Annotated in this window: 20 protein-coding genes and 3 pseudogenes; 9 read left to right on the top strand and 14 right to left on the bottom strand. The window is 70.0% G+C overall.

The features are described from left to right. Positions 1–188: 188 nt before the first annotated feature. From ACFOWE_RS30410 to ACFOWE_RS30400, 3 genes and pseudogenes are all read right to left on the bottom strand, one after another. Positions 189–506, bottom strand: a pseudogene (locus tag ACFOWE_RS30410) (sensor histidine kinase); the annotation flags it as partial. A 225-nt stretch (positions 507–731) separates the two neighbouring features. Beyond that, positions 732–1,442, bottom strand: a pseudogene (locus ACFOWE_RS30405) (GAF domain-containing protein); the annotation flags it as partial. Positions 1,443–1,561: 119 nt separating this feature from the next. After that, on the bottom strand, positions 1,562–1,936 hold the full coding sequence (locus ACFOWE_RS30400; RefSeq protein WP_377293920.1) for a helix-turn-helix transcriptional regulator: 375 nt from the start codon (positions 1,934–1,936) through the stop codon (positions 1,562–1,564). 259 nt (positions 1,937–2,195) lie between these two features. On the opposite strand from ACFOWE_RS30400, the gene ACFOWE_RS30395 reads away from it, so the two are divergent. From ACFOWE_RS30395 to ACFOWE_RS30385, 3 genes are all read left to right on the top strand, one after another. Then, positions 2,196–2,597 (top strand): STAS domain-containing protein, encoded by a 402-nt coding sequence (locus ACFOWE_RS30395; protein WP_377293918.1) that lies wholly within the window; start codon positions 2,196–2,198, stop codon positions 2,595–2,597. A gap of 210 nt (positions 2,598–2,807) precedes the next feature. Then, positions 2,808–3,245: a MarR family winged helix-turn-helix transcriptional regulator gene (locus tag ACFOWE_RS30390; RefSeq protein WP_377293916.1), complete on the top strand. Its 438-nt coding sequence runs from the start codon at positions 2,808–2,810 to the stop codon at positions 3,243–3,245. After that, positions 3,242–4,084, top strand: coding sequence for an alpha/beta fold hydrolase (locus ACFOWE_RS30385; RefSeq protein WP_377293914.1), 843 nt, complete (start codon positions 3,242–3,244; stop codon positions 4,082–4,084). Before ACFOWE_RS30390 ends, ACFOWE_RS30385 begins: the two co-directional genes overlap by 4 nt. 42 nt (positions 4,085–4,126) lie before the next feature. On the opposite strand, the gene ACFOWE_RS30380 is transcribed toward ACFOWE_RS30385, so the two are convergent. Together ACFOWE_RS30380 and ACFOWE_RS30375 are read right to left on the bottom strand one after the other, a co-directional pair. Beyond that, complete coding sequence (locus tag ACFOWE_RS30380) at positions 4,127–4,537, bottom strand: methyl-accepting chemotaxis protein (protein WP_377293913.1); 411 nt, start codon at positions 4,535–4,537, stop codon at positions 4,127–4,129. An 83-nt stretch (positions 4,538–4,620) separates the two neighbouring features. Beyond that, positions 4,621–5,718, bottom strand: a complete 1,098-nt coding sequence (locus ACFOWE_RS30375) for a tyrosine-type recombinase/integrase (RefSeq protein ID WP_377293911.1) — start codon at positions 5,716–5,718, stop codon at positions 4,621–4,623. A gap of 204 nt (positions 5,719–5,922) precedes the next feature. On the opposite strand from ACFOWE_RS30375, the pseudogene ACFOWE_RS30370 reads away from it, so the two are divergent. The 3 genes and pseudogenes from ACFOWE_RS30370 to ACFOWE_RS30360 all read left to right on the top strand — a co-directional run. Continuing rightward, a pseudogene (locus ACFOWE_RS30370) lies at positions 5,923–6,381 on the top strand (ISAs1 family transposase); the annotation flags it as partial. Between the two features lie 403 nt (positions 6,382–6,784). Next, complete coding sequence (locus ACFOWE_RS30365; RefSeq protein ID WP_377293909.1) at positions 6,785–8,749, top strand: DNRLRE domain-containing protein; 1,965 nt, start codon at positions 6,785–6,787, stop codon at positions 8,747–8,749. 164 nt (positions 8,750–8,913) lie between these two features. Beyond that, complete coding sequence (locus ACFOWE_RS30360) at positions 8,914–9,471, top strand: hypothetical protein (RefSeq protein ID WP_377293907.1); 558 nt, start codon at positions 8,914–8,916, stop codon at positions 9,469–9,471. 79 nt (positions 9,472–9,550) lie between these two features. Here ACFOWE_RS30360 and ACFOWE_RS30355 read toward each other — a convergent pair whose 3' ends face one another. From ACFOWE_RS30355 to ACFOWE_RS30345, 3 genes are all read right to left on the bottom strand, one after another. Then, positions 9,551–9,697: a hypothetical protein gene (locus ACFOWE_RS30355; protein WP_377293905.1), complete on the bottom strand. Its 147-nt coding sequence runs from the start codon at positions 9,695–9,697 to the stop codon at positions 9,551–9,553. A 65-nt stretch (positions 9,698–9,762) separates the two neighbouring features. Beyond that, positions 9,763–12,783 (bottom strand): Tn3 family transposase, encoded by a 3,021-nt coding sequence (locus ACFOWE_RS30350; RefSeq protein ID WP_377293903.1) that lies wholly within the window; start codon positions 12,781–12,783, stop codon positions 9,763–9,765. Between the two features lie 240 nt (positions 12,784–13,023). Next, positions 13,024–14,244 carry a hypothetical protein gene (locus tag ACFOWE_RS30345; RefSeq protein WP_377293901.1) on the bottom strand — a complete coding sequence of 407 codons (1,221 nt, stop codon included), beginning with the start codon at positions 14,242–14,244 and terminating at the stop codon, positions 13,024–13,026. 126 nt (positions 14,245–14,370) lie between these two features. On the opposite strand from ACFOWE_RS30345, the gene ACFOWE_RS30340 reads away from it, so the two are divergent. Beyond that, complete coding sequence (locus ACFOWE_RS30340) at positions 14,371–14,541, top strand: hypothetical protein (protein ID WP_377293899.1); 171 nt, start codon at positions 14,371–14,373, stop codon at positions 14,539–14,541. A 101-nt stretch (positions 14,542–14,642) separates the two neighbouring features. Here ACFOWE_RS30340 and ACFOWE_RS30335 read toward each other — a convergent pair whose 3' ends face one another. The 5 genes from ACFOWE_RS30335 to ACFOWE_RS30315 all read right to left on the bottom strand — a co-directional run bounded on the left by ACFOWE_RS30335 (position 14,643) and on the right by ACFOWE_RS30315 (position 18,092). Next, complete coding sequence (locus ACFOWE_RS30335) at positions 14,643–14,966, bottom strand: helix-turn-helix domain-containing protein (protein WP_377293897.1); 324 nt, start codon at positions 14,964–14,966, stop codon at positions 14,643–14,645. Then, positions 14,963–16,084, bottom strand: a complete 1,122-nt coding sequence (locus ACFOWE_RS30330; protein ID WP_377293895.1) for a tyrosine-type recombinase/integrase — start codon at positions 16,082–16,084, stop codon at positions 14,963–14,965. Before ACFOWE_RS30330 ends, ACFOWE_RS30335 begins: the two co-directional genes overlap by 4 nt. A 123-nt stretch (positions 16,085–16,207) precedes the next feature. Further along, positions 16,208–16,972 (bottom strand): methyl-accepting chemotaxis protein, encoded by a 765-nt coding sequence (locus tag ACFOWE_RS30325; RefSeq protein ID WP_377293893.1) that lies wholly within the window; start codon positions 16,970–16,972, stop codon positions 16,208–16,210. Further along, positions 16,915–17,133 carry a hypothetical protein gene (locus tag ACFOWE_RS30320; RefSeq protein WP_377293891.1) on the bottom strand — a complete coding sequence of 73 codons (219 nt, stop codon included), beginning with the start codon at positions 17,131–17,133 and terminating at the stop codon, positions 16,915–16,917. The genes ACFOWE_RS30325 and ACFOWE_RS30320 overlap by 58 nt, the downstream gene beginning before the upstream one ends. 233 nt (positions 17,134–17,366) lie before the next feature. Continuing rightward, complete coding sequence (locus tag ACFOWE_RS30315) at positions 17,367–18,092, bottom strand: MerR family transcriptional regulator (protein WP_377293889.1); 726 nt, start codon at positions 18,090–18,092, stop codon at positions 17,367–17,369. Positions 18,093–18,231: 139 nt separating this feature from the next. On the opposite strand from ACFOWE_RS30315, the gene ACFOWE_RS30310 reads away from it, so the two are divergent. After that, complete coding sequence (locus ACFOWE_RS30310) at positions 18,232–19,038, top strand: neutral zinc metallopeptidase (RefSeq protein ID WP_377293887.1); 807 nt, start codon at positions 18,232–18,234, stop codon at positions 19,036–19,038. Between the two features lie 7 nt (positions 19,039–19,045). Here ACFOWE_RS30310 and ACFOWE_RS30305 read toward each other — a convergent pair whose 3' ends face one another. Continuing rightward, the gene (locus ACFOWE_RS30305; protein WP_377293885.1) at positions 19,046–20,779 is read right to left on the bottom strand and encodes a GAF domain-containing sensor histidine kinase; all 1,734 of its coding nucleotides are present in this window, start codon (positions 20,777–20,779) and stop codon (positions 19,046–19,048) included. A 257-nt stretch (positions 20,780–21,036) separates the two neighbouring features. Here ACFOWE_RS30305 and ACFOWE_RS30300 point away from each other — a divergent pair, with 257 nt between their 5' ends. Beyond that, on the top strand, positions 21,037–21,390 hold the full coding sequence (locus tag ACFOWE_RS30300; protein WP_377293883.1) for a hypothetical protein: 354 nt from the start codon (positions 21,037–21,039) through the stop codon (positions 21,388–21,390). The last annotated feature ends 51 nt before the right edge of the window (positions 21,391–21,441 follow it).

The raw sequence follows: 21,441 nt of genomic DNA, 5'->3' as shown, positions 1-21,441 counted from the left end.
CCGCTGCGGGCCGCGGACGCGGCGGCCTTCGCGCCGGGGCTGCCGGTGCGGTGCAACAGCTTCGGGCACGGCGGCCGTCAGGGCTCCTTCGCCGAGTACGCCGAGGCGCGCCGCAGGCTGGAGGAGGGCCGCCTCCTCGGCGGGCGGCTCGTCCTGCACCCGTGACCGCGGCCGGACCGGGGGCCCGGTCAGGCGGCGGGCAGGGTGACGGTGAAGCGGGCGCCGCCGCCGGGGTTGTCGGCGGCGACGATGGTGCCGCCGTGGCGCGCCACGATCCGCTGGCAGATCGCCAGGCCCAGCCCGGTGCCGCCGTAGCCGGTGGTGGCCCGGTGGAACCGGGTGAAGATCGCCTGGTGCTGGCCGGGCGGGATGCCGATGCCGCGGTCGGCGATCTCGATGTGCGCCCGGTCGCCGGTCACGCCGCCGGTGACGGTGATCTGCGCGGCCTGGCCCGGCCGGGTGTAGGTGACCGCGTTGCCGATCAGGTTGGCGAACAGCCGGTGGACCAGGACCGGGTCGGCGCGGACGGCGGGCAGCGGCCCGACGCTCACCTGCGGGACGGGAGCGGCATGTCCCGCGGCCCCGGCGGAGGCGGCGGTCACGTGCTCGCCGGCGATCTCGCGCACCAGCGCGCCCAGGTCGACCTCGACGGGCCGCAGCACGGCGTCGCGGGCGGTGGAGTAGGCGAGCAGGTCGTCGATCAGGTGCTTCATCCGGTCGGTGGCGGCCAGCGCCCGCTCCAGGTGGCCCACCTGCGCGGCCTGGCCGGGCCGGTCGGCGAGCTGCTCGTGCACCAGCTCGGTGAAGCCGCGCACCGCGCTGAGCGGGCTCTTCAGGTCGTGGGCGACGATGTCGGCGAACGCCTCCAGTTCGGCCTCGCGCCGCCGGGTCTGCTCGTACAGGCGGGCGTTCTCGATCGCCACGCCGGCCGCGGTGGCCAGCGCGCCGACCATGGTCTCGTCCTCCTCGTCGAACTGCCCGCCGCCGCGCTTGCCGGTCAGGTAGAGGTTGCCGAACACCTCCTCGCGCACCCGGACCGGCACGCCCAGGAACGAGCCCATCGGCGGATGGCCCTCGGGGAAGCCGTAGGAGTCGGGGTGCTCGGCGAGGTCGGCCAGGCGCAGCGGCCGCGGCTCCTTGATGAGCAGGCCGAGCAGGCCCAGCCCGTGCGGCCAGTGCTCGATCTTGTCGATCTCCTCCTCGCTCAGTCCGACCGGGATGAAGCGCTCCAGCGTGCCGCCCTCGCCGATCACGCCGAGCGCCCCGTAGCGGGCGTCGACCAGCGCGGCCGCCGCCTCGGTGATGCGGCGCAGCATCGTCTCCAGGTCGAGGTCGCTGCCGATGGAGACCACGGCCTCCAGCAGCGCGTGGATCCGGTCCCGGGTGGCGAGCACCGTCTCCAGGTGCTCCTGCAGCTCCGCGAGCAGGTCGTCCAGCCGCATGTGCGGAATCAGCGGCCTGTCGTTCACTCTCGCGCTCCATCGTCCGTCGGTTCGCTCCCCCCCTCTGGAGGTCTTCCCTCCTGCGACGGAAGAAACGGGTGCCCGTCCGGCTGGTCGCGTCACCGGTCGCCGGCGACCGGTGACGCCGGGGCGCCGGTGTCGCGGGCGGCGGGAGCGTCGTCGCCGGACAGGTCGTGCTGGGTGAAGATGTCGATGAGCAGCCGGACGGGGAGGTCGGCCTCGGTCGGATAGCGGAAGCCGCGCTCGGGGTTGAGGGTGTAGTGGTTGCGGCGGCCGACCTTGCCGCGGGTCAGGTAGCCCTCCTGATGCAGGTCGGACACGATGCCCTGCACGGCGCGTTCGGTGATGCCGATCCGGGCGGCGATGTCGCGCAGGCGGACGTGCGGGTCGCGGGCGATCTCCACCAGCACGCGGGCGTGGTGTGTCAGGAACGTCCAGGTGGAGGCGGGTTCACCTGAGCCGCTTGGAGCCATGTCACCTCATTTCGGGGCCGGACGGTCCGGCAGGGGGCAGCGACGACGGAACATCTCTACCATAAGATAATTGCCGGAAAGATGTTTCCGGTAAATGCCTTCTCGAAATAGTCTGCGGGTGAGATGATGCCAGTGAACCGGTTTCCCTACCCGAGTAGGGGCCCACATGCCCGCTCCCCGCGTCCGCACCCGCCCGCTCTCCGCGCGCGCGGCCGGCTCCGGCCCGCCCGCTGCGCGCGGCGTCCCTCCCCGTAGCGCCGTGACCGTCCAGCGCGACGACGCCGCCGGCGTCCTCGAAGCCGACGGCGCCGCGTTCCACGGCGTCGTCAGCGCGGTCCTCTATGCCGACCGCCGGCTGCGTCTCACCTACCGTCCCCAGCCCGGTGCGGCCCTCATCCGGCTGATCGGCGAGATCGACGCCACCAACCGCGCCGCGCTGGAGGAGACGCTGGTGCGCGCCAGGCACGGCGGCGACCGCCTCCTGGTCGACGTCCGGCACCTGCGTTTCGTCGACGTCGGCGGCCTGCGCACGCTGGCGGAACTCTGCCGCACGGGCACGGCCCGCCTGGTCAACGTGCCGCCCCGCCTGCACCGCCTGGCGGGGCGGCTGGGCCTGTCGCTGCGCGCGGGCGCCCCGGACGGCGCCTCGGAGCACGATTAGCCGGAGGCACCCTCGCCGGCGTGCGCGGGGGCGGCGAAGGCCGGCCAGGGCCGGGTCTGGGCCTCCAGCGCCAGGGAGGCGGTCTCGATCTACGTAGCGGATATCACCGGGAATGGGGGCAGGGGGTGCGGGGCCGGGCTCGCGGGAGGACGTGCTCCTCGTCACCGGAATGCATCTTGCGTTTCTAACTTAGAATGTTAAGTTAAAGGGGTGAAGCAGAACCTGAGTTTCCACCTGCACGTGCTCACCGCCCGCCTGGACCGGGCGGCCGACCGGCTCCTGCGGGCCGGGCACGGCATCTCCTACAACCGCTTCCTCGCGCTGACCCTGGTGGGAGAGCTGGGCGCCTCGACGCAGCGGACCCTCGCCGACTACCTCGGCGTGACCGAGCCGTCGGTGAGCCGCATGACCGCCGTCCTCGCCGCCGACGGGCTCCTCGACGTCCAGTCCGACCCGGCCGGCGGGCACCGCCGGCGGCTGAGCCTCACCGACGAGGGGAAGCGGCTGGTGGCCTCGGTCCAGCGGGAGTTCGAAGGACGGATGGCCGCACTCGTCGAACACAGCGGCGTGCCGTACGACGAGTACGCGCGGCACACCGAGAGGCTGCTGGCGGCGCTCGAGAGCCTGGAGCGGAAGGGGAGCGCATGAGCCGGAGCGTCCAGGGCCCGCCGCCGCGGCGGAGCACCGCCTCCTCGGCCGACGGCACGGCGATCGGCTACCTGACGACGGGCACCGGACCGGGCCTCATCGTGCTCGGCGGCGCCCTGCGCACCTCGGAGGACTACCTGCCGCTGGCCACCGCGCTGACCCGCTCCTTCACGGTGCACCTCGTCGAACGGCGGGGCCGGGGCGTCAGCGGCCCCCTGGGGCCCCGCTACTCCCTGGAGCGGGAGGTGGAGGACCTGCGCGCCGTCCAGGCGGAGACCGGGGCGCGGCTGGCGTTCGGCCACAGCTACGGCGGGCTCGTCGTCCTGGAGGCCGCGCGCTCACCCCGGGCGTTCGACCGCGTCGCGCTCTACGAGCCCGGAGTGCCCGTCGACCCCGTCCCCACCGGCTGGATGGCCCCCTACCGGGAACGGCTGGCGGCGGGCGACCCCTACGGGGCGTTCGTCCACTTCATCCGGGGAGCGGGCGGCGCGCCGGCCTTCCTGGCCAGGCTGCCGCACTGGTACCTGCGGTCGGCGATGCGGATCGGCTTCCGCGGACCGGCCTGGCGGCGGATGCTGCCCCTGCTCGAGGCGAACCTGGCCGAGCACGAGCAGATAGCGGCCCAGCAGGGCCGGCTCGCCGAGTTCGCGGCCGTCACCGCTCCGGTGCTGCTGCTGTGCGGGAGCCGCACCCCGCGCGGGACCAGGGCGGAATTCGGCGCCCTCCGCGGGACCCTGCCCGGCGCCGCCCTCGAGACCCTGGACGGCCTCGGCCACTTCGGGCCGGAGGGGAGGTCTGCTCCGGTCGTGGCCGAGCGGGTCCGGGACTTCCTCCTCTGACTCCTCTGACTCCTCTGACGTCCCGGACCCGCGCCCGGCCGTTCAGAGGCGGAACCCCTCGGCCAGCGACCGAAGCCGCCGGGAGACCTGCGCCAGTTCCTCCGCCGCCTGCCGCGACCGGCCGGCCGACTCCGCGGTCACCTTGGCGACGGCGGCCACGCCGTTGATGTTCTCGGCGATCTGCCCGGAGCCCGCGGCGGCCTCGGCCACGCTGCGGTTCATCTCGCCCGTGGTGGCGGTCTGCTCCTCGACGGCGGCGGCGATGGTGGTCTGGTAGTCGTTGATCCGCGCGATGATCCCGCTGACCTCCGCGATCGCGCTCACCGCCCCGCCGGTGTCGGCCTGGATGGCCTCGACCCGGCGCGCGATGTCCCCGGTCGCCTTGGCGGTCTCCTGCGCCAGGTCCTTGACCTCGCCCGCGACGACCGCGAAGCCCTTGCGGGGGGCAGACAAGATAAGCGTCAAAGGGGCACGTCGCAGGTCAGAGGGCACGACGGGGCTCCGATAGGCATGACGGAAGGTCCGGCCGTGGCTGCTCAGAGATCCTCGACGTAGGCGGCGGCGATGTCGTCGGGCGGGTTGGTATACAGCTTCAGATACCGGTCATTGGCGTGGCCGAGGCGGCGTTCCAACTCGGCGCGGTTGTGGCCGGAGGCCTCCGACAGCTGGTAGGCGAAGGTATGGCGCAGGTCGTGCGGGCGCAGCGTGCCGAGCTGCCGGTCGGCGCCTGCGACCTGCAGGTCGTGGAGGGCACCGATCTCGCTGACGATGGTGTTGATCGAGCGCGGCGACAGCCGCCCGCCGGGTCGGCGGGCGGCGATGGAGGAGGCCGCCAGGAACAGCGCGGTGGAGTCGTCGGTGGCGTCGATCGGGTGTTCGGCCTGCAGGTAGTCGGCCAGCGCGGCGCGGGCGTCGCGGCCGAGGAAGACGCTGCGGGTGGTGCGGCCCTTGCCGCGTACCCCGTTCAGCTTGGCCTTCTTGGCCTGTCGCAGGTGCTCGGGATCGCGCGGTTCCAGCTGGGCCAGGTCCAGGCCGGCGATCTCGGCGCGGCGCAGCCCGGTGCCGAGCATGGTGTGCACGATGGCGCGGTCCCGTAGCGGCCGGGCGTGGCGGTGGGTGGCCCTCGAGCGGTCGCCGCGGTGGCGGCGGCCGGTCAGCTGATGGAAGGACTCCAGGCGGTCCAGCACGTTCTTGACGGTGCGCACCTGGGCGCCGGACAGGGCGCGGACCTCGGGGGTGGGCAGACGCAGCGGCTCGACGCGCTTGGTCGGGTCCCCGCCGGGCAGCAGGGCGGCCGGGGCGTGGGTGCTGATCCAGGAGAACAGCGCCGAGAGGTGGGCGAGGTGGTTGTTGACGGTGGCCGGGGCCATGGGCGCGGTGGTGCCGTCCTTGGCGTGGCGTCCGGCGGCGGCCAGGTGGTCGCGCCAGGCGGCGACCTCCCGGGTGGTGATGGCCGGCAGGCGGTCGTGGCCGAGGCCACCCGAGATCCAGGCCGAGAACCGCTCCAGATGCCGGCTGATCTTGCCCGCGACTTCCGGTGAGCGGACTCCACGGACCGCCAGATCGAGATAGTGCTCGATCCAGACGGTGAGGTGCTCGTCGGCCTCTGCGGTGCCGACAGGGAGGCCGATCACCTTTCGTGAAGTGATTTTGCGGCGATCCGGCCCCTCGGCCGAAGCTGCCGAGCGGGGCGTCTGTGAGGGCATGCCGCCACTTTACTTCGCGGAAGGGCTATTTCCTGAAGAGAAACGGTCTGGCCGATCCTGGGACTTGTTCCCCCGATCACGCTCGTTTGGGGCTCATGACACGTTTCTTACCGGCACGCCAAGAAGAACCAGCCCACCCTGCACAGCCAGGTCAAACGGCTGCTGCGGAAGCAGATGCCCACCCAGCACCGCGAACGCGATCGTGGCCACGGCCGGCAGGAGCAGCGGACCCTCAAGGTCGTCACCGTCACCGTCGGCCTGCTGTTCCCGCACGCTGTCCAGGCGATGCAGATCAGGCGTCGGGTCCAGCACCTCACGACAGGCAAGTGGACCACAGTCACCGTGTACGCGATCACCGGCCTGCCCGCCTGGCAGGCCGGCCCCGCCGACCTGGCCACCTGGATCCGTGGCCACTGGTCGATCGAAAACAGGCTCCACTACGTCCGCGACGTCACCTTCACCGAAGACCACTCCCGGGTCCGCGCCGGCCACGCTCCTCGCGCCATGGCCAGCCTGCGCAACCTCGCCCAGGCGATCCGTCATCTGTCCCGGGACACCACCCGCAGCCTTGCAGTCCTCGGCTTCACGTGATCAGAGAACCGGACAAATCTCCACTATGCCGAAGCCTTGGGGGAAGGCCGTCTTGCGATTCATCAAGGACAACGCTTGTAAAGCGCATATATCGCCAGGTAGGCGCATCATTTAACATATATACCCTATGGGGGTAATAGCCTCAATGGGGGTTTTCTGTTATTGTCAGCGCGTCCGACTGATGATCATCAACCGGCACCCACAAGTATCCCCTCCTCCAAGGACTGCTTTTGTCTAACCTGAAAGCTTTTTCGCGTTCAGCGGTCGGTCTGCTGGCCACCGCTGCACTGTGCGGGCTGACTACCACCGCAGCCCACGCCACCCCGCCCGAGCCATCGCCCCCCCTGCATCAATCCCGCAGTCGACACAAGCGCTTGATGCTGCCAGGGCGCAGGGCACACCGGTGGAGATCGAAGCGGAGCGCACCGAAAACACCAGCGTCTATGCACTACCCAACGGAACATTTCGTGCGGAAGTCTTCGCTGGCCCGATCCGGGTCAAGCAGAACAACCAGCTAGTGCCTATCGACACCACCCTGGTTGAAGACAACGGAACACTGCGGCCCAAGGCGGCCAAGGGCGGTGTCAGCTTCTCCGCCGGAGGGAAAAACCCTCTGGTCACCGTCACTGATGGTCAGAATATTCGCACCATCGGCTGGGACAAGCCTCTGCCCGCGCCAGAGATCAACGGCAACAAGGCTATCTATCGGGGTGCTGTTCCCAGCGGCGACCTGATTCTGGAAGCACTTCCTGAAGGGTTCAGCCAGCAGATCGTCCTGCACCGGCGCCCAGACCGGCCGGTGCGGCTGAGAATGCCGCTCACCCTGCCCAAGGGAGTGCGCTACGCCCAGAACGCCAAGGGCACGCTGCGCGTGACCGATCCCGACGGGGAGGTAGTCGCCACGGCCGCACCGATGCACCTGCAGGATGCCGCCGCAGCAGCCTCACCGGACGCTGGCCACCATGCTGCCGCCACCACCACGCTGGCTCAGACAGGCACCACCGCCACGCTACAGGTCCAGGCTGACGAGCGCTTCCTCGCCGATCCGGCCGTGCAGTATCCGGTGACACTATCGGCCAGTGAGTGGGTCGGCGCCGGACTGAAAGTCGACACCTTCGTCAGCAGCGACTACCCGACATCCCAAGCTGGTGCGACCTGGCTGCACGTCGGAAAGTTCGGCAATGGCGCTAAGACAGCCCGCAGCTATATTCGCTTCAACGTTGGCCACGCTCTTCGCGGTATGAATATTCTCAACGCTGACCTGCGCCTGACGAGTTATAAGTCCAACGCATGTGGTACCGCCGTTGGCTCGGGCGTTCAGGTACGCCGCATCACCAGTGACTGGACGTCATCATCTCTGGCGTTGAGTAGTCAGCCGTCGACGACAAGTGAGGACGCCGTCACTGTCAAGCATGGCTACGGCGCACCTAATTGCGCTGAGAATCTGATCACCTACTCTGTTGAGAACATCGTCAGAGATTGGGTCAGTGGTGCGGCTGACTACGGATTCCAGCTGCGCTCGGCTAGCGAGTCCGAAGCAACGAACTGGCGCATGTACCGATCCTCGGAAAGCGGTAGCACCGGTCCGGCTCTGTTCATCGAATTCACTAGCCCCTATCCGGCCAGCACCGAACTGGCTGTTACCCAGGAGGATGGGTCGATTCCCCTGGACGGACAGGAGTTCAGCTACGAGCAGCTGTACAGCCTTCCCGGAGCGTCGGCATCCGATCTCGACCAGTTGCGCTCGACCGGGACGCTCCCCGAAACCGTGAATATCCCGGGCGAAGACACCGGAGAGGAGTGGCCGCACGAGTACGATCCCAACCTGCCACCGATCGAGGACCCTCAGCCAGGTGAGCCCACAGATGAGGGTACTGCGGCCCCCGCCAAGGGTAGTGACGTAAACAAAAGCATGGCAGCTACCGCCGATGTTCTTCCCAAATACGAGGTGTTGTCCACATGGAAGGAACGAGACGGCAAGAAGGTCTACTACCGTAAAGGTTTCTATACCCGGTCCAGCGACAATGGCTTCGGCGATACAAAGATCCGCGAGAAGCACAACCTCAGCGAGAGGGCAGTGCGTGCTACCACCAAGAGCAGCATGCCCAAGCCGCAAGGAAAACGCCAGCAGGCACCAGGGTCTTCCCGCTGGGAATATGAAACAATCGCCTACAGAGTGAAATGCGAAGGCATACTCTTCTGGGAGACCTGCAGAGCCCATGAGTCCAGAGGGCTTTTGGCGGTCGTAGACTTCAGCGGCCGAGAAGATGAGATTCCCGCAGGGCAAACCATCGGCGTCATCACCGGCTATTGCAAGGGAGTGACTTGGTGCCCCTCCTGGGTAAATCGAGGCTTCCAAACAGGATGAGTTATCCTAGGCTGCACACTGAACTGACAGGCGACAGCCATACTGGCAGCTTGACACCTAATCGGATTACCATCTGATCCGAGGCTCTTTCCAGGGAAGCGGAGCATAGTATGCGTATCGGGGACACTGCTCAGGTACGGCAAACCTGTGACCTGATTATGACTATGCAGGCGATTCAGCGGTTCAACGCTGAGACGGGACTATGTTTCGCCCGCATCGGGCTCACCGGCGAGCGCGCATCGTTGACCGTGCGGCACCCCGACCATCTACCGCTACACCTGGATGTGGACTATGGAATTTCCCGGCAGGCCCTGCGCGCGCTCCTGGCCATGCATGGCCTGCCGGCCCATCCCGAGCCGACTGATTATGACAGCAATATAAGAACTCCTCGCCCTCAGGATCCCGGTGAACTCCGGCACGGATATGTTCTCTACGAAATCTGCGACACCAGCGCATGGAGTAGTTATCATGAGGGCCGGTCATGGCAGGGTGAGCTCACCGACATCATTTACGAGCCCACCAGCACCAACTTGCTTGTATGTCTTGACGTTGTCCCCTGGCAGGTGAAAGTGAAACTTCCCCTGCGTGAGCCAGGGGGATTGATCGGCATTGCCTACAGCGTGGTCGACCGCATCAGCACACTGATGGAGGATCCTTCTCCAGAGCAACGAGAGCAGATGCGCCATGGCGAGGTGCTCATCACATATCCCTATGAGGCATAATATCTATCCACCTTTATGGCATCGCAAGACGGCCTTCCCCCAAGGCTTCGGCATAGTGGAGATTCGTCCGGTTCTCTGATCACGTGAAGCCGAGGACTGTAAGGCCGCGGGTGGTGTCCCGGGACAGATGACGGATCGCCTGGGCGAGGTTGCCGGTTCCGGCCAGGCGCAACTCGCCGATCGCGAGGTTGCGCAGGCCGGCCATGGCGCGGGGAGCGTGGCCCACAGTGCTCGCGCCATCCTCAACCGCTGACCATGAAGCATCCTTCTTGCTGCTCTGGCGGCCCTTCCTCACGCGGCCAGGCCCATGGCGGAAAAATCGATCTCCTTGAGCTCCGGGTCGAACGCCGCCGGCTCGTGGGTGATCTCGTCGGTGGCGTAGGCGCCGAAGCGGCGGATGTGGGCGCGTAGGTACGGCGAGATCGCCCCCAGGTGATCAGCGGTGATGGGCCAGCCCTCGGCGACCAGATCGCGCACCACGGCCATCAGGTCCAGGGCGTTGTGGAAGATCACCAGATTCGCCAGCAGGGTGTTCATCTTGACCAGCTTCTCCTGCTCCTCAGGGTCGTTGTGGGCGATCACGCCGTTGTTGCCGAACCCGAGCCACTGGGAGAACGCGTTGTAGGACTCGACCTTGTTGGTCGCCGCCGTCACCCGGGCCCGCAAGCCCGGGTCGGCGAGATAGCGCAGCAGGGCGACGGTGCGCACGCTGCGGCCGACCTCCCGAAACGCCTTGTAGATACGGTTCTTGCGGGAGTTGGAGCGCAACCGCCGCATCAAGGTCGCCGAGCTCAGCCGGTTTTCGCTGATGGAGATGGCCACCTGCATCAAGTCTCGCCAGTGGCGCTCGATCAGCTCCCAGTCGACCACGTTGCGGCCCCGGTCGCCGAACAGCGCGTCGATGTGCGGGTATTCCAGTTGCGGGTTGGCCCGGAAGAAGGTCAGGTCCTTGAAGTTGCGGATGCGCGGCATCAGGTCGAACCCGAAGAGCGTGGCCAGGGCGAAGACCGGGAACGACTGGCCTTGCGTATCGGCATGCACCACCGAGGGCTGGACGTCGGACTCGTTGGCCAAAAGGCCTTCGATCAGGTGCACCGCCTCCCACACCCCGCACGGGATGAACCGGGAGAACAACGCCACGTAGGTGTCGGCGACGTAGTGGTAGGCGATGCCGCCCACGCCGCCGTAGCGGATCGAGGTCTCCGCCAGCAGATTGTCGATGTAGGTCTCCACGTGCGTGCCGTCGGCCGCCACCGCGGTCCCGTCGCCCCAGGCCTTGACCACGTCCAGCTCGGCAAAAGCGTTGACGACGGAGGCGATGGCGGCGTTCAGCTTGGCGATGGTGATGTGCCGGTTGCGGACCATCGACAGCTCCCGGGCCGAGATGCCGGTCAGGTGCTTGGCCGCCTCGTACGGGCCCAGGTTGATCCCACCGGTGAAGATCGCCAGTGAGTAGCGGAACAACGCCTCCTTGATCTTCGGATCCGAGCCGGAGGCCGGCCCGAAGTGGTGGTGCCAGCCCAGCCAGTGCGCCGTGCGCGCCACGATGGACAGCAGGGAACGCTCGGGCATGCGCCGCTCGATCGCCGCCTGAAGGTTCTCGGCGGCCTCCAGCGTCTGTTTGCCGCGGCGGCGTTTGACGGTCGGGGTGCCGTCCTCGGCGATCACCAGGTCGGTGTTGTCCTCATACTCGGCGTCCAGGCGCGCGGCCGCGCCCAGATGCGAGACGCGCAGGTGCTCGACGAAGCCCGCCGCCGTGGCCGGCAGGCCGACCTGCGCGCAGAAACCCTCCAGCAGCGGCTCGCACTGCTCCCAGGGCAGCAGGTTGGCGCTCCAGTCGGCGTACTCACCCGCGCCGGCCACCGCAACGTCGCCGGTGCGCAGCTCCTCGGCCAGGTAGGTGAAGACCATCGCCTCGAAATGCCGGCGCGCCACCATCCCAGGGTGGTGCCGGTCGGTCACCGCACGCCGCCAGTTCCCGGAGCCGAACATGATCCCCGACTCCGGATCGCCGGCGGCGTCGATGGGCGGCGGCAGCGGGATGAAGTCGCGCCGCAGCCCCTCATGAGCCCGCGCGTGCTCCAGCGCCACCAGCACCGAGTCGTCCTGCGAGGTGGCCTTGAGCTCCAGTTGCGCGACCAGGTCGAACATGGCGGGGCGGTCTTTTGCGAAGAACCGGTGCACCAGCACCTCATAGTTGTCGCCATGGAAGGCGGAGACGGATTCGATGTCGGCCAGCTGGGAGGTGAACCCACCGGCCGTCTGCACCGCGGCCACCGCCCGCGCCGCCCCCTGGCCCGCCTCCGGGCCGTCGGGGTCCAAATGCTCCAGCACGGTGCGGTAGGTGCCGATCAGCTTCTCACTGACCGTGCGCTGACGCTCGCGGATGTCCTCCAGCGCCGCCCGCGCCCTGCTCAGATGGCCCGCCACCCGCTTGCACAGCATCTCCGCCAGGTCATCGCGGGCCCGCATCCGCGCGGTGTGCAGCAAGCACGCCAGCAGCGCCGCCCGCTTGACCGGCTCATAGTCACCCAGCGATGCCGCATCCTGGGCATCGGCCTCCCCCGCGAAATCAGCGATCTTGGTAGGGGCGATGCCCTCCAGCCACGCCCCGGTGTCCCCCAGCGCGTCGATCTCCTCCAGATAGGCGGCCTGCTTGCGAAAGCGCGACCAGCTCGCCCGCTGGGCGGGTTTTTTGAGCCGGTTGAGCATCGAGACCCCGTCCGGCCCCACCACCCGCATGCCCTCCATCCGGGCCTGCCCATCGGCGCCCATCCGCTGGGCGACGCGCGCGAACATCTCCGCGTTCACCCGGGCCCGGATCGTGGTCGCCAGCCGGTCCAACCGGGAAAAGCCCGGCAGCTCCAGCGAGGACTCGATAAGGCGCTCCAACGCCACATTGATCAGGTCTGGCGGGTTGTTCTTCGCCTGAGCCGCCTTGGTGATCGCATCAGCGGCCAGCCTCATCGCCCGCTGCTTGTCGTAGGTCACGCCCTGGCGGGTCCGGATCTGGGCACGGTGCCATTTGGCCGTGCGCCCGGCCCCGTGATCCGGCTCGACCTCCTCACTCAAGCCCAGGCAACGGCGCACATGGTCGACGACCACCTCCGGGATCTCCTGTCGAGAGGGGAAACGCGCCATCTTCTGGAAGCACTTCAACGCCAGCACCACGGCGAACAACGGCTCCGGACCGCCGGTCCGCTCGCGGGCCCAGGCGATCTCCTCGGCCGTCGGAGTGAAGAACACATGCAGCACCCGCGCCGGGGTCAGGCGCTTGAACTGCGGGTAGGCGGTCCGCTCGATCGAGGTCACGCGAGCCCTTTCCAGCTGAACGCATGCAGGACGCGCACACCGTAGCGGTAGATGATCAGGGCACACCCGCCAGTTCGCCGAACCGCAACCAAACCAGTTCAGACAGTCACACCTCAGGTACTGAAATGGCCTCTGACCTGCGGCATGCCCCTTTGACGCTTATCTTGTCTGCCCCCCCTGAAGTCCCAGAGTTCATGCGAACTGAAGGTTCCTCAGCCTGAACCGAAGGGTCTTCAGCGCTCATGGACCGTTTCGACCCTTGGGTTCGCCGGAACCGGCAGGGTCTTGTTCTTCGGCAGGTGTGGTGAGGAGCTGGCGGGCTGAGTCGGCGTAGCGGATAGCGGTCGTGGTGTCGAGGCCGAAGACCGAGGCGAGGTGAAGGGGATCGGCGCCGCAGGCGAGGGCTTCTTCGAGGATTCGGTCCACGCGCAGGCGTTCCAGGGTGGCGGCCTGCCGGTGGAGGATCAGGCAAGCGCCCTGGCCGCTGGCTGGCGCCGTGGTCGTGGCTGTTATGCGGTTGATGAGCAGGTGTGGGTTGGCGGTGTCGGGCCAGCGGGCAGCGCGCTGGCGCAGCCAGTCGAAGAGCAGCTGGTAGGTGAGGTCGTCGAGCGGGCGGGCTCGCCCCGCGATGACGATGCGGCGGTTGCCGAGGTCGACGTCGTCCAGACGCAGCGCGAGCATGTCGGCCACGCGAGCGGCGTGAACCCCGGCGAGTGCGACCATGAGCCGTGCCGCTGGGGTCGTGGCGGCTTGGACGGACCGGTCGATGTCCTCGGGGAGCAGGGGTTGCAGGATCCCGTAGTGATACCGGCCGGCCTTGAGGCCCCGGGTGGGGTCGCGGAAGATCGTGCCGTTCTTCTTCGCGCGGGACAACAGCGACCGCAACGCGATCAGGGCGTCACGGCGCTGGTTGCCATGGAGCTGGTCGAGCATGGCCACGACGTCGTCGCGGGTCACCTCACGTAGATGGTCGTAGCGTTGTGACCAGGCCAGCAGGATCGGCTGGATCCGGCTCATGTAGCCATAGACGGTCGCCGGGGCCCGTGCCTTGTTGCGCGGGCCACCATCGTGCAGGATCCTCAGCCAGGACTCGACGTCCCGGCCGATCCCGGGGGCCAAGCCGTCGAGCTTGCCGATGAGCCAGTCTTCGAACGGCGGGCGCCGGTCGTCGTGGAACAGGCCCATGCGTTTGAGCACGTCGGTGGTTCGGCCGACGCCGATGACCCGTTTGCGCAGGAAGGGGAGCATCTCCGAGTGCAAGACGGGCTCCCCATCGACGCGGCCGGCCAGCAAGATGGCCAGGCCCTGCTCGATGTCCTCACAGATGCCGCGTTTCCAGCCGCGGGCCTGGCCCAGCAGGTGGATGGTCCATCGGGCCCAGGCCATCCAGGGGTCGTTCGGATTGAGACGGTCGCGTGGGTCGAACCGCGCGTAGTCACGGGGAAGATCGAACAGCCGCAACGGGGTCCCCGGACTCGGTGGGCGTCCCGCCGGGGCGGGATCCGGCTTGGGTGGGCGCCCGATTCGCCCACCGGGGTTGCGCACCCGGCCGTTCTTTTTCCGTTCCCGTCCCCGAAGTGGTGTCAGGTGGGCCAGGAAGAGCTGGTGATGGCGGATCTGCGACAGCAGCGGCTCAATTCCGGTGACCGCTTGGCTCTGCGCATCATGGCGGGCCTGACACCAGCACAAACGGCAATATCCCTCACGCAAGGGCAGCCGCCGAAGACACCCGGCGCAGCGGCCGAGCGGAAAGCCTGAGGCGAACGATCTGCAGGCCCCGCATCGCCGGGTGGATAAAACACCCCAGGCCAGGCAGTCCGTGCAGTTTCTGGGCAGCATTGATGTCGTTCTCCCTGGCATCACATCGGCGGGAGAGATCGTCCGTCCTTGCGTTTGGGCATCACCGACGGCCCTGCGGATGAGGCCGCCGTGGGCTGCTCGGTCGATTCGTCGGCGCGCTTGACCTTGTCGGGTTCGGGGATGAGAAGCTCGTCGACGCCGCAGCCGAGGACAGCGCAGATGATGTTGAGGTCGTCGAGTTTGATGCTGGCCGGCTCGCCGGACCACAGGCCGGACATCTTCCCGGCGCTGATCGTCAGGCCGTGCTCGGCGAGCATGCGCTGCAGTTCGCTGGCCTTCCAGATGCCGCGGTTGGCAGCGGCCAGCCGCAGGTTCCACTTCATCGCCGTAGTCCTTCCAGCCGGGTGGCGGCGCGTTGTTGGCCGGCCAGCCAGGCGTCTTCGACGTGGGTGCCGGTGACGTGCACGTAGTTCATGGTCGTGGCGATCCAGGCGTGGCCCAGAAGCTGCTGGATCGCGATCAGATCCATCCCGGAGGCATAGAGCCGGCTCGCGCAAAAGTGCCGCAGGACGTGCGGGGTGACGACGTCCGGCCAGTCCGGCAGGTGCGCCGCGGCGGCCCTGGCCAGCGCGGCGCGGATCGTCTCGTCCCCGACCCGAGCGCAGGTCCCGTCGGCGTTCTTGCGCTCCGAGGGCAGCAGCGCGACAGCGGGCCGGGTGTGGTCGTCGCCGAACTGGCCCCACACGTCCTCGACGAACCAGCGCAGCGTCGCACCCGCGTTGTTGATCAGCGGGACCATCCGCTCGCGCGGGCCCGAACCGCGGGCGCCCTTGCCCAGGCGGACGTGGAGCTTGCCGAACCGGCCGAGATCCCACTTGATGTCGGGCAGGTCGAGCTTGCAGGCCTCATTCACCCGCAGCCCGACCTCGGCCATCAGCCGGCAGGCCGTGTAGTTCCGCGCGGCCGGCGCGAACTTCCGGCACGTCGCCAGCTCCTGGCGCCACCCGGTGAACAGCCTGCCGACCTGCTCGGCGGTCGGCGGGATGCGGAGCTTGGCCTGCTGGCGGCCGCGCGGCCGGTTCATCTCATCGATCGGGCACTCGACGACGCGGCCGGTCATCTGGTGGATCTCGACCTTGTGCCGCAGCTCCAAAAACAGGAAGAACGTCTTGAGCGCCTGGGCCCGCGACAGGCGGGTGCCCTTGGCGGTGCTGCGCAGCGCTTTCCCGAAGTACACATCGGCGTCGGCGGGTTCCATCTCCCATAGGGGCCGGCCGAACCAGGAGCGGACCTGCTCCAGGTGCATCACATCCGAGCTGATCGTCTCGTCCGACAGCCCCGCCGCCGCTCGTGCCAGCACGAACCCGGCCAGCACGTCGGTCTCCAGCGCCTCCAGGTCCTGCGCGGTGGCCGGGGCACGCGCCACTCGAAGATCCTTCACCACCGCCAGCGCCAACTCCGGCCTCCTCGTCTTCACCCGGTCGGCAAGAAACTCGGCCACACCGACACCTCTTCACAAATCGTGAAGCTACTTCAACTCGGTGTGATCACGCTGGAGAAGGCGGAAAGTCCCTGGTCCCAGGCCGCAGCGGCGGTATCCGAGAGCGGCAGACACAGTCGGAACTCAGGGGTTATTTCTTATGCCGGCCTCTCCGGCGCGCGCCGCCTCGATGGTCGCGTTGAGCGCCAGCAGGTTCGTCTGCTCGGCGATGGAGGTGATGACCTTCACCACGTCGCCGATCATGCGGCTGGACTCGCCCAGGCGCGACACCGCCGAGGTGGTCGTCTCCGCGGCGGTCACCGCGCGGCCGGCGACGGCGGCGGCCTCGGCGGCGTTGTGCGCGATCTGCCGGATGGAGTCGCCCATCTCCTGCGAGCCGGCCGCGACGGTGTGCACGTGGCGGGAGACCTGCTCCGCGGCGCCCGCGGCGGCGCCGGTCCGGGCCGAGGACTCCTCGGCCCCGTCGGCGATCCGGGCCGCCAGCGTGCCGATCCGCTCGCTGGCGGCCGCCAGGTCGTCGGCGCTGCGGGCGAATGCCGTCACGGTCTCGCCGATCTTCTCCAGCGCGGCGTTCACCGACTCTCCCATCCGGCCCACCTCGTCGCCGGAGGTGACGTCCACGCGGCGGGTCAGGTCGCCGTCGGCGACCGCGGCCAGGGCCGTGCCGGCCGCGGCCAGCGGCCGGGTGATGCTCCGGGTGATCAGCCAGGCCACGACGACCGCCACGACGACCGCCAGCGCGCACATCAGCACCATGACGGCGCGGAAACCGTCGGCCGTGCCGCGCGCCTGCGCGGTCTCGGCCCGGTTCATCGCCTCCTCGACGTCGATCAGCTTGTTGATCGCGGCGAGCCAGTCGACGAACAGCGGCTTGGCCTCCGCCAGCACCCGCAGCGCCTCCTCTTGACGCTGTTGAGGTCGTTGATGGTGGTCAGCCCGGTGTTGATCCGCTCCACCTGCATCACGCCGAAGGCCGTCAGGAGCACCATGTTGAGCACGACCACCAGGAAGCCGGCGCCCAGCCGGCGGCCGATCGGCAGACTCGACATCTTCGGGATCTTCATGGGCGTCCTGTTCTCGTCCGATCCTGCGCGGAGGCGAGGGACCGGGTCATCCGGCTCCGGTCCCTCGTGCGGGTGACATCGGCGCCCGCGGCGCTGATCTGAGGAGAACCGTCCCGGCGCGCGGGCGTGCGCCGCCGGCCCGGACGGCGTGCACCGCGTGCGCCGCCCCGGCCGGGGCGGCGGGCCTCACCGCCCGCCGCTCCCACCGCTCCGGCCGCTCACGGCAGGGCCGGGTCCTCGCCCGCGACGTAGCGGTGCAGCAGGGCGGAGCCCTCGAGCATGGCCGCCGCCCGCCGGGTCAGCTCCGCGCCGCGCTCGGCGATGGCCGCGCGCAGCGCGTCGCTGCTGCCCGTACGGCGCAGGCCCTCCAGGACGGGCCGGATGCGGTCCAGCGGATGGCGGGCCTGCCGGAGCATGGCGACCATCCGCGCGTCCCGGACGTCGGCCGGACCGAAGCGGCGGTACCCGGTGCCCGGCTCCCGCCCCGGGTTCAGCAGCCCCGCCGACTCCCACACGCGCAGCGCCGAGGCGCGCACCCCCAGGTGGACGGCGAGCTCCCCGACGCGCATGCCCGCGCGCGGCGACGGCGGGTCCGGGACCTGCCCGGCGACCGCCTCCAGCGCCTCGCCCGCCGCCCGCAGGGCCAGCCGCTGCTCGTGCAGGGCGGCGTGGCCGGCGTCCACCAGCGCCAGCGCGCCGGGCAGGTCCCCGGCGTGCACGGCGCGCATGACCGCCCGTGCGGTGTCCTGCCCGTAACCGCGGGCCAGAGCCCGGTAGGCGAGCAGGGCCCGGCGGTGCCGGGCGTCGAACCGGCGGTACCCGGCCGGGGTGCGCGGCGCCGGGGGCAGGATGCCGGCGTCGGCGTAGTTGCGGACCTGCTGGGCCGAGATGCCCGCCAGCCGCGCCAGGTCGACGGGGCGCAGCGCTCCGTCCGCACGGCCCATCGCCCGCCCCTTCCCGTCCGGGTGCCGCCTTCCCGGGCGAGTCGAAGATTACCGGGGCGGGCGCCCGCGGCGACCGGCGGGCGCCGGGGCGGTGGAACCGGCGTGGCGGAGCGTGCGGGCCGCCGCTAAGGTGCACCCCGTGAACCGCCGCGCACCCCTCCGCAGACCGCCCGCGCCCGGCGGGCGCCGGGCCGCGTCCGCCCGCCGGGCGCCCGTGTCCCTCGCGGCGGCGGTGCTCCTGGCCGCCGTGCCGTCCGGGGCGGCGCAGGCCGCGCCGCCGAAGCCGCTGGGGGAGACCGGCCGGCTGGCGGCCTCCTCGTGTCCCGAGCCGCCGCTCATCGACGGAGGCGTCCCCCGCACGCGCGAGTACCTGACGGCGGCCGTGCGATGCCTGAACAGGGCGTGGTCGGCCCACCTGTCCAGGGCCGGGCTGCCCTTCCGCGCGCCGAGGGTCCGCTTCCACGACGCCCCCGGGGAGCGCGCGTGCGGCGACCGGCCGTGGCCGGACGCGGACGCCTTCCACTGCGCGGACCAGGGCACGGTGGTGTTCATGCTCACCGGCGAGTGGATCGAGGGCCGGACCGACCTGCACCCGCTCAAGGTGGCGGCCCACGAGTACGGTCACCACCTGCAGAGCCTCACCGGGATCCACGCCTCCTACGCGGCCCGGTTCCGGGCCCGGGGCGCCCGCCGGGCCGAGCTCAGGCGCCGCTACGAACTGCAGGCGGACTGCCTGTCGGGGGTGTTCCTGGGGAGCGTGCGGCGGTCCCTGAAGCGCACCGGCCAGGACTGGGAGGAGCTGTTCGAGGCGGTGCGCCGCAGCGGAGACGGCGACGGCACCCACGGCAGCGGCGCCAACCGGCTGCGCTGGTTCAAGCGGGGCTACGGCGCGCTCTCCCCCGCCGCCTGCGACACCTGGACGGCCGGGGCGTCCCGGGTGTCCTGACCGGCGCTCAGGGCCCGGCGGCCTCAGGCCCGGCCGCGGCCGCGTCGAGCGGCACGCTCCACTCCAGGCGGGTCCCGCCCTCCGGCGGGGACGCCGTCGCGAAGGAACCGCCCAGCCCGGCGGCGCGCTCGGCCAGCGCGCTCAGGCTTCCTCCCCTGACGTCCTCGGGCAGGCCGACGCCGTTGTCGCTGATCGTCAGGACGAGCTGGCGGCCGGCCACCTCGGCCGTGACCTCGGCACGGCCGGCCTTGGCGTGGCGCAGGATGTTGGACAGCGCCTCGCGCAGGACCTCCAGCAGGTGCTCGGCGAGCGGCTCGGGGACCTCGACGTCGAGCGGTCCCTCCATCCGCAGGCCCGGCATGAATCCCAGGTGCCCGCGTGAGCTCTCCACCAGCTCCACGATCCGCGCCCGCAGGCTGGGCTCGGCCGTGTCGCGGGGCGTCTGCAGCGCGAAGATCGTCGAGCGGATCTGCCGGATGATCTGGTCCAGCTCGTCGACGGCGTGTTGCATGCGCCCCGCGGCCTCGGGCCGCTCGACCTTGCGCGCCGTGGCCATCAAGGTCATGGCGACGGCGAACAGCCGCTGGATGACGACGTCGTGCAGGTCCTTGGCGATGCGGTCGCGGTCCTCCAGCAGCCCGAGCAGCTCGGCGTCCCGGCGGGCCTCGGCCAGCTCCAGCGCCAGGGCGGCCTGCCCGGCGAAGGCGTGCAGGGTGCGCAGGTCGGCGTGGCTGAACGGCAGCCGGCCGATGCGTTTGCCCAGCTTCAGCACGCCGCGCACGACCCCCGCGGCGCCCAGCGGCACGGCGGCCACCGGGCCGACGGCCAGGTGCTCGGCGGTCACGGTCAGCATGTCGGTGTCGGACAGGTCGTTGAGCCTGAGGGACTCGCCGCGCAGGAAGGCCTCCCCGGCCAGGGAGCCGGCCACGGCCACCCGGTGGCCGGTCACCAGGCCGGCGGCCTCGCCGTCGGCGACCACCACCCGCAGGGTCTCGCGGGTCTCGTCGGCGAGCATGACCGCGACGATGTCGGCGTCGACCATCTCCCGCGCCCGGCGCGCCACGCGGGTGAGCACCTCCCGCGGGTCGGTCCCCGACAGCAGGCTGGTGGTGATCTCCGAGGAGGCCTGCAGCCAGGTCTCGCGCCGCCGGGTGTCCCCGTACAGGCGGGCGTTCTCGATCGCCACGCCCGCGGCGGTGGCCAGCGCGACGACGATCGCCTCGTCGTCCTCGTCGAACTGCCCGCCGCCGCGTTTCTCGGTCAGGTAGAGGTTGCCGAACACCTCCTCGCGCACCCGGACCGGCACGCCCAGGAAGGAGCCCATCGGCGGGTGGCCCTCGGGGAAGCCGCGGGAGGCGGGGTGGTCGGTGATGTCGGCCAGGCGCAGCGGCCGCGGGTCCTCGATGAGCAGGCCGAGCAGGCCCTTGCCGTGCGGCCAGTGCTCGATCCTGGCGATCTCCTCCTCGCTCAGTCCGACCGGGATGAACTGCACCAGCGTGCGCTCCTCCCCGACCACTCCCAGCGCCCCGTACGCGGCGTCGACGAGGGTGGTGGCGGTCTCGACGATCCGGCGCAGCACGGTCTCCAGGTCGAGGTCGCTGCCCACCGAGACCACGGCCTCCAGCAGCGCGTGCACCCGGTCGCGGGTGGCGAGCACCGCCTCCAGCCGGGTCTGCAGTTCCGCGAGCAGGTCGTCCAGGCGCATGTGCGGGCTGAGGGCGTGCCGTTCCCTGTCGGTCATACCGGGAGTCTCGCACCTCGGCCGCTGCCGCGCTCACCCAGGGCGGGACCGGTCCCACCGGCCGGGGGCAAGGTTTCTCCTCGGCTCGCAGACCGCCGGAAACCGCCTGGACGCTGGGAAGACGACCCCCGGCGGCTGCTCCCGCCCTCTACGGCACCCCCGGGCCGGTTTTGGCCGGTGCCGTCAGTGGGAAAGCAGGGACAGGAAAGACAAATGGGATAAACGGTGCAAACCGTCCATCAGAGAAGGGAACCGTCATGTCCCGTCACCTCCGGCCGATCACGGCCGCCGCACTCACCGGTCTCGGGCTGCTGCTGACCAGCACTCCCGCCTCGGCCCAGCCCGACCCCAACCTGCCGGGCCTGCCCGGCGCCGGCGGCTGGATCACCTGCCAGTGCGAGACCGGCCCCGCCACGGCCCTCACCCCGCCCTCGCTCCCGACCTTCCCGGGCATGGTCCCGCCGACCGGCGGCGAGGACGAGCCGGAGGCGCCGCCCACCGGCCAGGGCGAGCCCGAGGCGCCGACCGGCGGCGAGGAGCCGCATATGCCCGGCGGCATCACCGTCGGAGACGTCACCCTCGACGACGTCGTCATCGTCTCCCGCAAGTAGACGACCCCGGGCCGCGGCCCGGCGCCCGCCGGGCGGAACGGCGGGCTCCGG

Source organism: Planomonospora corallina (genome assembly GCF_042650625.1).
GTDB lineage: Bacteria > Actinomycetota > Actinomycetes > Streptosporangiales > Streptosporangiaceae > Planomonospora_B > Planomonospora_B corallina.
This window is presented reverse-complemented; position numbering and strand designations above follow the sequence as displayed.

What these genes read in the sequence shown, in the direction of transcription:
- ACFOWE_RS30400 (WP_377293920.1), bottom strand. Translation starts at nt 1,936, where the DNA reads ATGGCTCCAAGCGGCTCAGGTGAACCCGCCTCCACCTGGACGTTCCTG.
- ACFOWE_RS30385 (WP_377293914.1), top strand. Translation starts at nt 3,242, where the DNA reads ATGAGCCGGAGCGTCCAGGGCCCGCCGCCGCGGCGGAGCACCGCCTCC.
- ACFOWE_RS30360 (WP_377293907.1), top strand. Translation starts at nt 8,914, where the DNA reads ATGCAGGCGATTCAGCGGTTCAACGCTGAGACGGGACTATGTTTCGCC.
- ACFOWE_RS30335 (WP_377293897.1), bottom strand. Translation starts at nt 14,966, where the DNA reads ATGAAGTGGAACCTGCGGCTGGCCGCTGCCAACCGCGGCATCTGGAAG.
- ACFOWE_RS30320 (WP_377293891.1), bottom strand. Translation starts at nt 17,133, where the DNA reads ATGTCGAGTCTGCCGATCGGCCGCCGGCTGGGCGCCGGCTTCCTGGTG.
- ACFOWE_RS30315 (WP_377293889.1), bottom strand. Translation starts at nt 18,092, where the DNA reads ATGGGCCGTGCGGACGGAGCGCTGCGCCCCGTCGACCTGGCGCGGCTG.
- ACFOWE_RS30305 (WP_377293885.1), bottom strand. Translation starts at nt 20,779, where the DNA reads ATGACCGACAGGGAACGGCACGCCCTCAGCCCGCACATGCGCCTGGAC.
- ACFOWE_RS30300 (WP_377293883.1), top strand. Translation starts at nt 21,037, where the DNA reads ATGTCCCGTCACCTCCGGCCGATCACGGCCGCCGCACTCACCGGTCTC.